The organism is Candidatus Amarolinea dominans, assembly GCA_016719785.1.
Lineage (GTDB): Bacteria > Chloroflexota > Anaerolineae > SSC4 > Amarolineaceae > Amarolinea > Amarolinea dominans.
On sequence record JADJYJ010000001.1, the window covers coordinates 272,647 to 287,210 of the forward strand.

The following is a 14,564-nucleotide window of genomic DNA, read 5'->3' on the forward strand; positions in this document are numbered from 1 at the left end:
GGGGGCAAGCGGATGTCCTCCCGGCCGGGGGCCCCCCTACCCCCCAATCCTGGGGGAAACACATCCCTCTCCCCCAAAATTGGGGGCCGGGGGGGCAAGCGTCAGCCAGGGCGCCGCGGTAGAACGCGAAGATTTCCCGTTTGCGCTGCACCCTTTGCTCCAGCACGCGCAACTGCCCGCGACCGATGCAGATCTTCTGCTGTTATTTGTGACACAGGGATGTCGTATTCAGGGCACAAATCCAAGAACATCAGGAGCGGCACACCGGCCATGTCAGCGGCCGCGCCGGAAGAAAGCTTTCCCAAACGGAAGAGCATCAATCCCGCGTAAAGTCGCAAATCGCGCGCCATTTCTTCTGGTGTCCGATTGAGCATCTGACGGACATCCCCCGGCAGTTGAATGGCTAATGTGTCGTACATTCTCGCCTCCTGTCTGTGTTCGCTATGGTTCTCATGTCCACTACGTCAGGAAGTATAGCATAGCCGAGAGGTCCTGCCAAGCGATTTTCGGAGACCGGAGAGCGGGGGCGGCGGCGAGGGTCAGGCGAAGACGGCGGCGAGGGTGCGCAGGATGAGGGCGAGGTCGCTGAGCAGGGTGCGCCGCGTAAGATAGGCCAGATCAAGGGCCAGTTTGGCGGGCAGGACGCGAGTGCGGTAGTGAGTCTCCCAATCCTCGCCGGCCAGCAACTGTTCCTCGTGACGGTAGGCCAGGGAGGCCGGGCTGGTGATGCCGGGGCGCACGGACAGGACGCGGCGCTGTTCGGGGGTGTAGAAGGCGACGTAGCGTGGATCCTCCGGCCGCGGACCGACCAGGCTCATGTCGCCGAGCAGGACGTTGATCAACTGCGGCAGCTCATCCAGTTTGGCGCGGCGCAGGAAACGCCCTACGCGGGTGATCCGCGCATCGCCGGCGGCGGTGATGCCTGGGCCTTGCCTGTCCGCGCCAACGGTCATGGAACGGAATTTGTAGAGGCGGAACAGGCGGCCATGCCGGCCGACGCGCTGACCGCGGTAGAAGACCGGGCCAGGCGAGTCGCGGGCGATCAGGAGGGCGATCAAAACAAAAAGCGGGCTGAGCAGTGTCAGACCCGCCAGCGACGCGATAAGATCGAGCAGCCGCCGCAAGCCGTCAGCAGCCATAGATTTCGACGATGTCCAACACGGCTTCGATCACGTCCTGCACATCCTGATCGCTCATTTTGCTGTAGATGGGCAGGGAGATTTCGCGCTGGTATTCCCGATAGGCCACCGGGAAATCCTCCGGCCGATAGCCATAGGTCTGACGATAGTAGGGATGGAGATGGAGGGGGATGAAATGGACGCTGACGCCGATGTGACGCTGCTTCAACTCCTCGATGAAGCGGGCGCGGACCTCACCCCCGGCCCCTCTGATTTTAACCTCACCCCCGGCCCCTCTCCTTGCAGGAGAGGGGAGGTTGGCCAAACCGGGCAGTCTTTCTTCGTTGAGGCGGAGCATGTAGAGGTGCCAGGCGTGCTGGCAGTCGCTGCGGTCGTGGGGGATCTGCAGGTGGGGCAGGCTGGCGAAGGCCTGGTTGTAGCGCCCGGCAATCTCGCGCCGGCGCTGGGCCATGCGCTCGGCCTTGGCCAGTTGGGCCAGGCCCATGCCCGCGGCGATGTCGGTCATGTTGTACTTGTAACCGGGTGCGATGATCTCGTAATACCAGGAGCCTTCGGCTGTGTAGCGCTTCCAGGCATCCTTGCTGATGCCGTGCAGGGCCATGATGCGGCAGCGCTCGGCCAGGGCGTCGTCGTCGGTGCAGATCATGCCGCCTTCGCCGGTGGTGAGGGTTTTGGTGGCGTAGAAGGAGAAGCAAACGAAATGCGGAATGATGGGTGATGAATGATGAATGGCCGGAGCGGAGATCGGAGAGCCAATCATGCGGCCTTTGTATCTGGTGGGGAAGGCGTGGGCGGCGTCTTCGATGACGGCAAGGCCATGCCGGGCGGCGATGGCGGCGATGGCGTCCAGCTCGGCCGGCAGACCGGCGATATGCACGGGGATGATGGCCCTGGTGCGCGGGGTGACGGCAGCCTCGATGCGGGCGGGATCGAGATTCAGATCGCGGCTATCTACGTCCACCAGGACGGGCCTGGCGTCGAAGTAGCGGACGACCTCGGCCGTGGCCGCGAAGGTGTAGGGCGTGGTGATGACCTCGTCGCCGGCCTGCAGACCGATGGCTTCCAGGGCCAGGTGCATGGCCGCGGTGCAGGAGTTGACCGCAACTGCGTGTTTGGCGCCCACAGCGGCGGCGAACTCGGCCTCGAACTGCTTGGTCTTGGGGCCGGTGGTCACCCAGCCCGAGTCCAGCGCTTCTTTGATCTGCTGCAGCTCGGCGGAGTCGACGTCGGGAAGGGCGAAGGGAAGGAAAGTGGTTCGCATGAAGTGGTTTCCTGAACAACGACCCATCAGTTGATCCGATGAGCTGGCTCCCATCCTGCAAGATCGATTACATACTCATTCATGGCCCGACCTTCAGGAGTCGTGAAGGTGCGCTCACAGACAAAGCCCAGCTTCTGGTAGAAGCAATTGGTTGCTTCATTGTTGTCTCGATCTGTGGTCAAATCGACTTGTAGCAATCCCCGTCGAGCAGCTTCTTCCAAGAAGGCTCGCACTAATGCCTGTCCTATTCTTTTGCCTTGCGCCTCGGGTAAGACACCAATGGACATCAACGTGCCACGTCCTGGCTGTCTCGTTACCTGCTCAGGCATCGAAATCGCTCGTAACAAGCGAGGGATGATCGTCGGTTGTCGAAGCGCCGGTAACGCAGCAGCACCTGCAAATCGCCACCAACGCTGCCGAAGTAGGCGACGATAGAAGCCTGCTGGTTGCGCTGTACCCGTTACGAAGCCGCAGACATCTTTTTCATTCTCAGCCACGAAGCCGATTCCATCTCGATCTGCCAATGTGGCCATGTACAATTCACGCAGAAAGGGCGCCCCCAGAACAGTAAGAAAGAAGCCAGAGAAACTATGCATATGAACCTGAACCACCGCGGGAACGTCAGCAGATGTCTTTCTTCTGATGACAGGTAGGGTTGCTGGCAGCGGTGTGACTTGGAGCACCATCATTGACCTGCTTCTTCAAGAATTCTGAGCAATCTCGGCAGACAGGCATCCTTTGCAAAGTGCTGTAGGACATACCTTCGTCCATTGGCGCCTCGCCGCTGCCGTTCACCGGGTTCAAGCTGCACAATCTCTCTGATCTGGGCCGACAGCAAGTCGGGACGATCGGTTTCTACGACCCAACCACACTGCGCGTGGGTTACAAGATCCGCCAAATCGGAACCAGACACGGCTGTGGCAAGCACTGGGCGCCCGGCCAACATGTAGGAAAGCAATTTCGACGGCACGGAGGCTAACGACTGTTCGTGCTGCGTGGGCAGGACCAGTAAATCAGCCGCACGCAAAACTTGAGATGTCTCTTCAGCAGCCCACGGCGAATGAAACAGCACACGCTCGCCTGGTAGCGTGCTCGCCAATTGCTGGCAAACTGCCAGTTGGCTACCCGAGCCGGCGATCAGCAAGCAAATAGCCGGTGTGTCAACTAATAAGCGCATGGCCTCGATCACCGTCTCAACGCCAGCGGCAACGCCCACGTTGCCGCCATAGACCACAAGGAAGTCTTGATCGGCAATCCCGATGCTACGGCGGTATTCCTGACCAGTGACGTTGATATCGATTTGATTGCTATCAATCCAATTAGGAATCAGGCTGAGACGTTCTGCGGGTACACGCCGCTGCTCACGATAGATGTCGGCAAACCGTTCGGAGATTACGATCACGTGCGCGCTGTTTCGGGCAATCACGCCGTCGATCCAGCTCACCAGGCGGGCAAGGACGCTGTTCTGCTTGATGCGACCTTGCGCAATCAACGCCTCTGGGTAGATATCCTGCACCGAAATGACCAGCGGGATGCGTCGTAACCGCGCCACCATGAACAGGATACCGGTTGCGACGATGGGCCAGGTGTTGGCATAGATTGCATCCGGCCTGGGCATGGTCAGGACCTGCCACCCACCGGTCAAACCAAAGGAGAGATTCTCCAGCAATCGACTGAACATGCGCGATTCGGGCGACAACGTCGAAAAACAACGAACAATTTCGACACCTGACTCTGAACGTTCACGCTGCACGAGCTTCCTGAAAAAACCAGGGAAGATCTTGCCGGCGGGCCGGCTGGGGAAGCTGGTAATAACCGTAACAGTATGATTGGTGTATGCGAGCGTTTTGGCAATCTGCGCGCTGGTCTGGGCAGAGACTACTGGTTCGGGCGGAAAAACAGAAGACACGATAAGTATATTCATATACTATTGGCAGATTACAGTTATAGACTCTTATTCCTTGGCCGAAAACGCAACCCACCAAAGAGAAATCTCTCATCTTTGGTCATTCGACTATTTGGCGAAATGGTCATTTAGGTCTGCAGCCAGTCTTTCCGTAATGCTCTGCCAGCTGAACTTCTGTTCAACTAGACACCGAGCATTCATACCGATCGCAGATCTTGTTTCCGGCTTCTGCACTAGACCAAGAATCGCTGAAACGAACATATGGACATCTTTCGCCACGAGCGCGGTCAGGCCGTCAACTAGTCCGTCAATTCCCTCGAACGCTAGCGGAGTTCCGACGATGGGCAAACCGGTAGCCATAGCTTCAAGAGTCCGAAGTTTCGTTCCAGCTCCCTCCCTGAGCGGAAGCACGAGAACGTCGACTTGTTCCAAGAACGGCCGTACGTCTTCCACGGTCCCCGTTACGCGAATCGAGGGGTCATTCGCAGCGAGCCTTTGAATCGATGCGGGTGGATTTCGGCCTATCAAAAGCACGGAGAAGTCATGGTCTGGTGATTGCGCGCGAACCAAAGGTAATATATCACAACAGAGTATCCGGGCCGCATCCTGGTTAAGCGCTAGATCCAGCGATCCAAAGAATCCTAGTACTATATGCCTTCCATTAGCATGGGAGAACCGCTGCCTATGGTATTGACAATCAACTCCATTTGGAGCTACTAGAAAGTATGGCACGCGAGAAGAAGCATACACCATGGTTTTTTTTCTGTCCAACTCCGAAACAGATACATATCCTGATACGCGATGTAGTATCCTATTCTCAAACCAAATCGTTTTGTACAGGTTTAGCCCAGCCGCTAACCTCCAAGCAATTCGACCACCTGGCGAACTTGCTTTGCGCATCCAATATACCCGGTCAACATTTTGTTGATCAACTACCACCGGAATTTGCACAGCACGCGGGATATAAGATAGGGTATAGAGAAAATGCAGGTATATAAGGGAGTACTGCTCTGTCTCCAAGAGGCGAGAAACTATGCTAGCTATCTTTGGCTCATTATACAATGATACATGATAGGGATATATGGACAATACAGACCGAAACTTGCGTATTGCAGTGGGACGAGCAGTCGGGACTAGCACAGCGTTACCAGGTAATTGCTGCGTCAATTCCTGTAGAGAGTACTTTTCACTTGGCTCAAAGGGGGCGACAAAGGTAATACTGTGATATTGTGCCAAACCGCTGAGGATTCGCTCAATTCTAACAAGTCCTCCTGTTTGAGCTGGAATGGGGCATGCCGGTGACATCATTAGAATGCGCATAAGCTAACCTCGTCCAAAGAAACGCTGGCCTCGATTGAGGTGCGGTGCAAAAATGAACTGATTTAGAAGTTTTCCCAGTCCATAGCAGGAGCGGATTGACAGTCAGCACGTAGGGTTTGGTAGCACAAGACCGTTGCCAGCCCAACTGCAAGTACCAGCCAAGGCACCTTCTCAAACTCAATTCCTATGGCTGACCCCACGATCAGTAAACTTATGATCGCAGCAACGTTGCTGAGTGCTAGCGTACCAGAAGTATTCAGTCTCCTTCTAGATAAATCCAGGTTGGCAAATATAGCGCGAAGAAACACAGCCAGAAAACTGATGAGGGCGGGAATACCGGCAAAAGACAGTAAATCTATATAGGTGTTATGATAAGTCAACTCAGGATCACCAACCCCCAACCAGATGTCTCCATGCATTAACCGCGTGATGCCGACTTCAACCTCGGCCAATCTAGCAACATTCGATGGGTCGTTAAGAAGGAAGTCCGGAGCAGACCTGGCGAAGATTCCTATCACAAGATCATTTGCAAAAAAACGACTTGCCCACCACACGACAACAAAGACAAGAGGCACAGCCAATAGGGCGCGCTTTCGCCCCGAAGTCGGCATCGCCAAGAAAAGGAAATTGACAACGGCAAGCGCCAGCAAGCCACCGCGCGAAGCCGTCAGAACGACTCCTATTGCCAGGAGAACTGCACCGGAAGAGAGAACCGTCGCGCGAAGCCGTTTGCCGGATTTAGATTGCCCCAATGCAAGACCCAACGCGTAACTATAGCCTATATTCATTAGCAAGGCCGCGTAGTTCGGATCGCGCGCCAATCCAGCGACCCGCAGATACTCACCATGCTGGAGACTGGTAGTCAACATGTCAAGCGTATCACTCCAAAACAAGGCCATGATCTGACCGACACTCATCACCAGGCTAACCACAATGATGCTGACGATGACTCCATAGACCCGATTAGGGTTTCTGAGAAGTGCAAGATACGAAATAGCCACCAGAATCTGGCCACCGAAGGTCAGAATCACCCTCAAATCGCTGCCAGCGACCAAGAACCTGCCCAGAAGGAGCAATGGGAAAAAACATAGTAAGGCAAGCCACGTTCTAGGAATGTCCCGCAAGATCACCTTGTGCTGGATTACCTGGGAAAGAAACACGATGAATACCAAAATCCCCAAATAAATGCCCGGGGTGACTCCGCCGACCATCAGTCGGTCCTGAAATGCGTCTATAAAAGATAGGGGATAAACGCACATAATCACCATAGGAGATTTAAGGCTGGTCAAGAACAATCCAAAAAAAATGACGCCCCCAAGGATGGGACCAACGGCATAGCCTCGGCTCACTATGTAGCCGGAGATTATTGCAGATCCAACGCAACCAAGAAGAACCATCCATTTAGCTGAGAAGTTACGCACAGATGAAATATGCATAGGAACTCTTGTATCCTTGCCGACAAACCCAAGAAAGTGACCGAAGCAACGCGATTTGCTGCTGAACTCATCGCGACTTCTGGGGCAGAACCTCAGCAAAGAGGTGATCCAGAACATCGGTCAAGGCCGCCTGCGAATATCGAGCTGCCCAAGTTCTGCCCCTAAGCTTTATCCATTCTCGGTACTCAGAATTCCCAACCACATAGACCAACCTTTGCACCCACTCATCGACGTTTCGCGGATCAGCGTACAGTGCATGTTCCCCCATGATCTCAGGAATTGCCGCTGCATTTGACGCTACTACGGGTGTACCCACAGCTATCGCTTCTAGCGGAGGCAGGCCGAAGCCCTCGTAAAGAGAGGGATAGAGCAGTGCCTCCGCTCCTGCGACCAAATGCTGAAGATGGTCTTCGTTCACCCACCCGATCAGGCGCACCTGGCTTTGAAAGGGATGCGCTGAGATTTTATCAAAGAACTGCTTGTTCTTCCATCCCTTGCCGCCAGCGATAACTAGTTGCAGATTGACGGTATGATTCATTTGGTGATACCGCTCAAAAACGTCGAGGAGAAAAAGCAGATTCTTCCGAGGTTCGAGACTCCCCAAGATAAGTAGGTAGGGTTTGGAAACCTGCAATTCTGCGAGAATTGAACTGGACCCTGCAGCGCAGAAGTCCAAATAACGGTCATCAATAGATACGTGGACAATCCGCATTGACTTGTACTTTCCAAATCGAAATGATCTCAACTCGTCCATAGTGAATTGGCTGTCAGTAGCTACAATGCGGGATCGTCTTATAGCCACAGGAAGCAAAACCCGCCAGTAGAGTCGCGCACCAGCGGTCATGGTATCACCGTACCGCCAAGGGACCATGTCGTGAACTTGCTGGATGGTCATTTGGCTTCTCACCAGGGGCGAGAGGGGATACCCAGGAGAATAGAATAAGTCAAATGTGGGCAAGTTGCGTGTCGCATGAGGTAAATACACCTGCTCCTTGAGTCCCCCCCTGCCACCGTCATCTGTGACATTATGGATCCGCAGCCGATCAGTGCCCGCTGATTGCAGAGCCCCTCTGATCACAGCCGTACCATCATCTGTAGCAAACAGGTGAAACTCCCAATCCGCATGGTCACGGGTCAACGCCGAGAGCGCTTTTACCACCGAGAGCGCGAAATTCTCAATGCCCGTACGCTGCTTTCCGATTCGGCAGACGTCAATTCCTATGCGTTGTACCATCGTCTAACCTTTTCATACATATGGCGTTATAGTTCTCGCCTCGTTCCCAAGGCAAGAACACAATCGTGGTGCGAACGAGGATCGTTATAAGATTGCTCACAGGCTTTTGCAGGACCTTGGGGACGATAATCGGATACGGCACGTCCCATGGTGTGTCGGTACCATCGCGCAAAATGCAAAATCCGGATGTCTTAAGGATCTCACGCCAGGTCGGCACGTCGAGCAGATTTACATGCGTAGAATCGGAATAGGCGAACCACTCTTGGCCCTTCAACCGGTTCCCAAAAGAGCCTGCGTTAGGGACCGACAAGATAAAGTAGCCTCCGGGCTTCAGAACTCGATAGGCTTCAGCAAGTGCTTTCTGTGGCGAATGGAGATGCTCCAGTACATCAAGGGCCAGAATACTATCCCAACTCGCATCTCTAAAAGGCAGATTGCAGAAATCCCCCTGATATAGCTTAAGCCCTCTCCACTTTTCCGATCTTCGGATACCATCAATAGAGACATCGCCGCCGACCAACGCAAAATCACTCGCCAAAGAATGCACATAAAAGCCGTCGCCACATGCCACATCAAGTATCGCTGCCGACTTGCGGTTATAGGAACGCAACAGCCTCCGCAATCCTCGCACACGGTATTCGCGATAGTCCCTGCCGGTCAGTCTGCTGTATCCAACCAGCCGCTGGAAATACACTTCATCATACAAGTTGGACGTTGGGTTCATGTTTCAAATCACCGTAGAGATCAGCTTATCGAGCCTGGGGACAATCGCCGATGCCATAAACGATCGCCCCACCTCAGTGGCATTTTGAGACAACTGTTCCTGGTTCAGCCTGAGCTCAGCTAGTTTCAGCGCGATTTCGACTGCTGTGGCAGAGGCGGGCAAGACATAGCCGCAGTTGCGATCAGACAGAATGCGACGATGATCTGCAATGTCACGAGCAACTACGGGGGTGCCCGCCGCCAGGCTTTCTAGCACGAAGAGAGAAGTACCTGAATTCAGACATAGGATGGATGCGTTAGAAGCCGCCAGGAATTGAACGGTGCGCGAGTGTTCGCAATCGCCGACAAAACGGACCTTGCGCCCAATGCCCAACTGCATCGCAAGATCCTTCAGGGAATGCTCAAGAGGCCCTGAACCCAAAATCAGAAAGAAGGAGTCAGGTACCAGGCGCAGGAATTCCGCAAATGCAGTAAGCCCCAGATCAACGCGCTTTTCTTGGGACAACCGGCCGGCATATGACACGACGAATGTCCCGCTGTCTATGCCAAATTCCTGTTTCAATATGTCCCTAGCAAGTCCTTTGTCAATTCTCTCAAACAGGCGATCATCCACAAAGGTCGGCAAATAGACCATCTTCGCCGCGTGGAAGGGGAACCTCTGAGTGAAGACGCTGTGGGCTTGCGCACTAACCAAAATAACTAGACATGCACTGGAGACCGCCAGGTAATCAAAGAATCTGACTAAGATGTAGTTGCGAGTCCCCATCGCCTTGATTGCAGAAATGTGATTGGAACCATGTGAGACAAATATCGTGGGACAACTCTTTGCAAAGACGGAAATGGCGACCTGATGTTCATTGACGTTCGTGATAATCGGGGCTCCACCTTCTCCAATCCTGGGGGCGCATCGCGCCATCGAAGCCATGGTTACGAAACGGGAAGGAATTTTGGTGATCTGAACTTTAGGTATGTTACGTAGGATGACCTCGTTACGCCCCAAGAGCACTGTTAGATCCGAAGCTGCGGTACTCCAATATTGCAGATCCTCCAGGCGCGAATGTTTGAGGAAGGTCCGAATATATGAGATGATTCCGTTTGGCGTGGCTGAAAGCAGATCGTGATGATAAACAACGCGCATCAAAGCAATCCCTTCCGTACTTGTCCGACTGCCGTCGCTCTATCAATTACGCCGGAGCGAACCGAGACCACAAGGTTCCGACCAGACATACTCAATGCCCGACTCTCTCACATTCAAGAATTGGAGCTGTCACGCCTATCTGCTCTCTTGCTAAACGACAAGCCCGCTGTGCCTCTTGTTTGCGCTCCATCCTATAATAGGTTAGAGACAGGAGGTCTACATACAGGTAATAACCGTCCCTTTGCGTGGCCTCCTCCAATAACAGCGAGGCTTCTTGCAGGCGATCCTGGGAGAATAACAACACGCCCAGGCTGTAGAGATGCCAGGGCCGTCGCCAGTTGATTTGCATCGGTGTGTCCAGGGCTTGGCGATACGCATTTTCAGCCTCCGCAAGATTCCCGATGCTTTGAGCAGCATACCCTGTCAAGTACCAGGTTTCAGCGTCGGTGGAGCCGAGCGTAGTCGCTTGCGATAGTTGTGCATACGCACCAGCAAAGTCACCAATGAGCAAAAAATCCTGCCCCCTCAGACGATGTCCTATTGCCGTCGTTTCACCGAAGTATGCCGCGAGTTGCCGCAAACGTGTTCGCAACTCTTCAAGACCGATCTGCCCGCGTAAGTCCTCGATGTATGCCGTAATGGATTCGGCCAGCATCTGCTGGGACTGCGACGCTTTGATGGCTGCTTCATACCAGTGCATCGCCTCTACCACGTTCCGATCCTTGGATTGACGCGCACGCGAAAGCAGAAGCTTATCAATGCCTCGACCCTGGCGCCACAAACTAATTGCACGCGCTATATCGCCTTGCAACCACGCAATCTGTCCTTGTTGGTAAGCGAGAAGATGACTGCGTTTCCGATTGGGCTCGAACGAAGGAGTAACAGCAATAGCCAAATCCACACAACCAAGAGAACTTAACCTCGCACCAATCGTCTCTCTTTGTCCGATGGTTAGATCCGTCAGACTTACCGTTGCCACACCCCTGCACAGTTCCTGCCCAGCGACCTGCTCTGAATCATCAAGACGCAATAGAGGCAAAATCACAGAAATGAAACGCCAGTCCTGTTGCAGGCGCGAAAACAAGGCTACTGCCACGAGTGTGAATAGGGTGACCAATGCAAGATCACGTACGGTTACCAATGAAACTCGGCCCATCACTTTTCCTACAAAGCCGATAGAACCTCTGCTAGGCCACGGGCAAGACTGCGACGGTCATGCGCGGAATCATATTGTTCAAGATCCTCGCGGGCCTGCCTAACCGAGACACCTTCCAGATGTTTGTCCAGCCACTCAAAGAACTGAGCAAACCCGCCGGAGGTAGGATCGCCCCCTAGCCAGAATACCCGTTCAAGCACTTGGGTGATCTGACGGACTGTTTTTGATTCACCACCCACCAGAATGGGGCGACCGCTGGCAATATACTCGAAAATCTTGCTTGTCGTCTCGCCATCTGACTGCGAATGTCTGCCAATGATCAGCAGCAATACGTCTGCCCCTAGTTCCATCGTCAAGGCTGCTCGGCGTTTCACATTTCCAGAACGTTCGATAATCAGTTTGGGTGAACGATCTTCGCCGAAATGAACTGCTTCCTCGGCAACATTACCGACTAGCTGCAATCTAATCACAGGCGCCTCAGGCATGCCGAGAAGATATTCATTTAGAGCCTTCAGAACCAGGAGTAGGCTTGCGGATCGGTGGCCGTAGATTGCTCCCAGGTGCCTGATAACGATTTCCTCATCCCGCGCTTTCCGTGGGAGAAGACGGTCAGGCACCAGACCTTCAAAATCCCGAAAATCGTATCCATTGGGAATACAGATTGCCTTCGGTGAAATATCTCCCCAGTAGACGTTATGTTCGGCGAGAAGGCCTGGCGTTGATAACACAACCTGCGTCGAAGTTCGCAGGACTTTCTCCTCCAACCATCGATCCCATCGTCGGTATAGGCCCGGGCCAACCCGGTATGGCGAAAGAGTCCACTGGTCCCGATAATCCAGCACCAAAGGAAGATGAGTGTTCGCGTGAACCAGATAGCCTGCAAGAAAACTGGCTAGAGGCGGTGATGAAGCCAGTATCACCTCGCAGTTATGATTCTGAGCCAGTTGGGAAGCGATCCTTGCGGCACGTATCGACCAGGGTAGTAATTGACCAGGAGATGGAAGCCACCGCGCAACGCGATCGCGTCCTCGAAACGGTGGAATCGGATCATCTACCCGGGTCACGGATAAATCAACAGATGGCATGAGGCCGTCATCAAGCAACTGATAGGATTGCAGCCCAGTTGATACTACCACCGGGGTCCATCCAAATTCCGGCAGGTATTGGGCAAACTTACCGAGCCGCACAGAAGCAGGAGCGTACGGTCCACCTGCCGGGGGAAAACCATGCGAAATCAGGAGGAGCTTTCTCACTGGGTGTATATCGCCTTGTTGGACAAATACTTCATGCCGTCATGTACCTGAGTCATTAGACCCCATGTTTCCGCGAATGCCGTTGGACGCAAAAAATCGGTCGAGCCACAAGGTAACACTGATGCAACGCCATAGCTCGCTCTCTCCTCCGCCTGGAACATTTTCCTCAAGGGCTGCCAGCCACCGATCAACCTCTGGCCAGTTCAGCACGCCCTGTTGGCGGATGCGCTCTTGCGTCATGATTTCCCGACGCCACTGCCGGCTGCCTTGTTGGAGCCACGCTGCTTCGGGGGTCGGAAAACCCATCTTCTCCCGTCGCAGTCGGATCTCGTCGGGCAGACGACCAGCCATCGCCTTACGAAGAATGGCTTTCGTCCAGCCGCCCTCGATCTTTGCTCCAGCCGGCAGCCTCAGAGCAAACTCGACGACGCGCTGGTCGAGGAACGGCAACCGTGCCTCGATGGAAAAGGCCATCGAGTTGCGGTCTTCATAGCGAAGCAAACACTGAAGGCCCTGCCGCATGACCGCGCGGTACAGCGTTGTCGCCAGCGGATCATCGAGCGAGGCATCCTCGCCTGCGCGGTACGCTGATGCCAATCGGCTCAAATCAGGAGCGACAAATGCAGGGAGGGGGCGAGCGCGGCGCAACCAGGCTTGAGCAATTCGCTGGGGCAGCAGATATGTCAGCGCAGCACGAAAAGTGGCCGGCAGCGTGGCCGGTGGCTGCACCGGGTATGCTCTAACTTCCTTGGCCCAACGCGCCCATTGTCCAGCCCGCAACAAGCTGGCGGAGTATGCCCCCAGGTAGCTCGGATAGCCTGCAAGAATTTCGTCGGCGCCTTGCCCATCCAGCAGAACCGTCGTGCCATCCTGGCGAGCAGCTCGCATGACGCAGTACTGGGCGTACATGCTGGTAGACTGAAACGGCATCTCCTGATGCCAGACCAGAGACTCCAGATCAGCCAACAATCCGGCGCCATCGGGATAAGTGTAGGTTGGCTTGACGGCACGAGTGCCAACCAGTGTCTTGACATAGCGCCGCTCGTCGTAACGCGCATCATCGTAGCACGCAGTATAGCTGCGCTGTGGGGTTAATGCCGTTCCAGCGGCATCTTGCCGAATCTCGTCCATCAGGACTGCGATCGTCGTCGAGTCCATGCCGCCGCTGAGGCACGTGCCGACCGGTACATCGCTCCGAAGGCGGATGCGGACTGAATCGGCTAGCAGCGCGCCGAGAGTCGCCACCTCATCCGCAGTGGCTCCCCGGCCGCTGGTCGGCACCGGATCAAGATGCCAGTACTGATGGGCCTGGGTTGAATCGGCGGTCATAATCATGGAATGGGCTGGCGGCAGTTCGTCTACATCCCTGAAAAAAGTGTGACGTGAATGATCCACCAGACCATAGACCAGGAAATCGCTTAGGACGGACCAGTTTGGCTGCATCTCCCTCGGAGTATATGTCTGAATGGCCTTGATCTCAGAGGCGAACACAAATCGGGTCGTAGTCCGATGGTAATAGAACGGCTTGATCCCGAAATGATCCCTGCTGCAAAACAGTTGGCGCTGCTCATTGTCCCAAAGCGCAAACGCCCACATGCCGTTGAAACGCGACACGCACTTCTGGCCCCACTGTCGGTATGCGGCGAGCATCACCTCGGTATCGCTTTGGGTATGAAACGTGGCCCAGCCCCTTCAGTTCCTCGCGCGGCTCAACATAATTGTAGACTTCACCATTATAGGCCAGCCACAGTTTGCCGGCCGCGCTCACCATCGGCTGATGACCAGCAGGCGAAAGATCCAAGATGGAAAGCCGACGGTGGCCAAGAACTAAGTCGAATACCTCGCCGGCAAACTCCTCAATTCGTGGCAGGCCAAGGCGTTGATCGGTGTCTTTGCCGCCGCATGACACGGCCCGTCCGGTCTGCGTGTTCACCAGCAAGTAACCTTCATCGTCCGGGCCGCGGTGGCGGATACTGGTCGTGGCGTTGCACCGCGGCC

14 protein-coding genes are annotated in these 14,564 nt (G+C 54.8%); all 14 read right to left on the minus strand.

The window, feature by feature from the left end:
* Positions 1-101: 101 nt before the first annotated feature.
* Complete coding sequence (locus IPM84_01285) at positions 102-419, minus strand: UPF0175 family protein (protein ID MBK9091417.1); 318 nt, start codon at positions 417-419, stop codon at positions 102-104.
* A gap of 120 nt (positions 420-539) precedes the next feature.
* A complete protein-coding gene (locus tag IPM84_01290; GenBank protein ID MBK9091418.1) occupies positions 540-1,139 on the minus strand; it encodes a sugar transferase in 600 nt (199 codons plus the stop codon).
* The gene (locus tag IPM84_01295; GenBank protein MBK9091419.1) at positions 1,129-2,400 is read right to left on the minus strand and encodes a DegT/DnrJ/EryC1/StrS family aminotransferase; all 1,272 of its coding nucleotides are present in this window, start codon (positions 2,398-2,400) and stop codon (positions 1,129-1,131) included. Before IPM84_01295 ends, IPM84_01290 begins: the two co-directional genes overlap by 11 nt.
* Positions 2,401-2,426: 26 nt before the next feature.
* Positions 2,427-3,089: a GNAT family N-acetyltransferase gene (locus IPM84_01300; GenBank protein MBK9091420.1), complete on the minus strand. Its 663-nt coding sequence runs from the start codon at positions 3,087-3,089 to the stop codon at positions 2,427-2,429.
* Positions 3,086-4,309 carry a glycosyltransferase family 4 protein gene (locus IPM84_01305; protein ID MBK9091421.1) on the minus strand — a complete coding sequence of 408 codons (1,224 nt, stop codon included), beginning with the start codon at positions 4,307-4,309 and terminating at the stop codon, positions 3,086-3,088. Before IPM84_01305 ends, IPM84_01300 begins: the two co-directional genes overlap by 4 nt.
* A gap of 105 nt (positions 4,310-4,414) precedes the next feature.
* Entirely contained in the window at positions 4,415-5,626 is a 1,212-nt protein-coding gene (locus tag IPM84_01310) for a glycosyltransferase (protein ID MBK9091422.1), read from the minus strand.
* A 62-nt stretch (positions 5,627-5,688) separates the two neighbouring features.
* The gene (locus IPM84_01315) at positions 5,689-7,062 is read right to left on the minus strand and encodes an O-antigen ligase family protein (GenBank protein ID MBK9091423.1); all 1,374 of its coding nucleotides are present in this window, start codon (positions 7,060-7,062) and stop codon (positions 5,689-5,691) included.
* Between the two features lie 67 nt (positions 7,063-7,129).
* Positions 7,130-8,296 carry a glycosyltransferase family 4 protein gene (locus tag IPM84_01320; protein ID MBK9091424.1) on the minus strand — a complete coding sequence of 389 codons (1,167 nt, stop codon included), beginning with the start codon at positions 8,294-8,296 and terminating at the stop codon, positions 7,130-7,132.
* Complete coding sequence (locus IPM84_01325; GenBank protein ID MBK9091425.1) at positions 8,274-9,020, minus strand: class I SAM-dependent methyltransferase; 747 nt, start codon at positions 9,018-9,020, stop codon at positions 8,274-8,276. Before IPM84_01325 ends, IPM84_01320 begins: the two co-directional genes overlap by 23 nt.
* A 3-nt stretch (positions 9,021-9,023) precedes the next feature.
* The gene (locus IPM84_01330) at positions 9,024-10,157 is read right to left on the minus strand and encodes a glycosyltransferase family 4 protein (protein ID MBK9091426.1); all 1,134 of its coding nucleotides are present in this window, start codon (positions 10,155-10,157) and stop codon (positions 9,024-9,026) included.
* Positions 10,158-10,248: 91 nt separating this feature from the next.
* The gene (locus tag IPM84_01335; protein ID MBK9091427.1) at positions 10,249-11,313 is read right to left on the minus strand and encodes a hypothetical protein; all 1,065 of its coding nucleotides are present in this window, start codon (positions 11,311-11,313) and stop codon (positions 10,249-10,251) included.
* Positions 11,314-11,321: 8 nt separating this feature from the next.
* A complete protein-coding gene (locus tag IPM84_01340; protein ID MBK9091428.1) occupies positions 11,322-12,566 on the minus strand; it encodes a glycosyltransferase in 1,245 nt (414 codons plus the stop codon).
* A 39-nt stretch (positions 12,567-12,605) separates the two neighbouring features.
* On the minus strand, positions 12,606-14,216 hold the full coding sequence (gene asnB / locus IPM84_01345; GenBank protein MBK9091429.1) for an asparagine synthase (glutamine-hydrolyzing): 1,611 nt from the start codon (positions 14,214-14,216) through the stop codon (positions 12,606-12,608).
* Positions 14,134-14,499, minus strand: a complete 366-nt coding sequence (locus IPM84_01350) for a hypothetical protein (GenBank protein MBK9091430.1) — start codon at positions 14,497-14,499, stop codon at positions 14,134-14,136. Before IPM84_01350 ends, asnB begins: the two co-directional genes overlap by 83 nt.
* Positions 14,500-14,564 lie beyond the last annotated feature (65 nt).

Coding starts and splice junctions, on each gene's coding strand:
- asnB (MBK9091429.1), bottom strand. CDS start 14,216: ATGCTCGCCGCATACCGACAGTGGGGCCAGAAGTGCGTGTCGCGTTTC.
- IPM84_01295 (MBK9091419.1), bottom strand. CDS start 2,400: ATGCGAACCACTTTCCTTCCCTTCGCCCTTCCCGACGTCGACTCCGCC.
- IPM84_01285 (MBK9091417.1), bottom strand. CDS start 419: ATGTACGACACATTAGCCATTCAACTGCCGGGGGATGTCCGTCAGATG.
- IPM84_01315 (MBK9091423.1), bottom strand. CDS start 7,062: ATGCATATTTCATCTGTGCGTAACTTCTCAGCTAAATGGATGGTTCTT.
- IPM84_01290 (MBK9091418.1), bottom strand. CDS start 1,139: ATGGCTGCTGACGGCTTGCGGCGGCTGCTCGATCTTATCGCGTCGCTG.
- IPM84_01320 (MBK9091424.1), bottom strand. CDS start 8,296: ATGGTACAACGCATAGGAATTGACGTCTGCCGAATCGGAAAGCAGCGT.
- IPM84_01300 (MBK9091420.1), bottom strand. CDS start 3,089: ATGATGGTGCTCCAAGTCACACCGCTGCCAGCAACCCTACCTGTCATC.
- IPM84_01335 (MBK9091427.1), bottom strand. CDS start 11,313: ATGGGCCGAGTTTCATTGGTAACCGTACGTGATCTTGCATTGGTCACC.
- IPM84_01330 (MBK9091426.1), bottom strand. CDS start 10,157: ATGCGCGTTGTTTATCATCACGATCTGCTTTCAGCCACGCCAAACGGA.
- IPM84_01310 (MBK9091422.1), bottom strand. CDS start 5,626: ATGCGCATTCTAATGATGTCACCGGCATGCCCCATTCCAGCTCAAACA.
- IPM84_01325 (MBK9091425.1), bottom strand. CDS start 9,020: ATGAACCCAACGTCCAACTTGTATGATGAAGTGTATTTCCAGCGGCTG.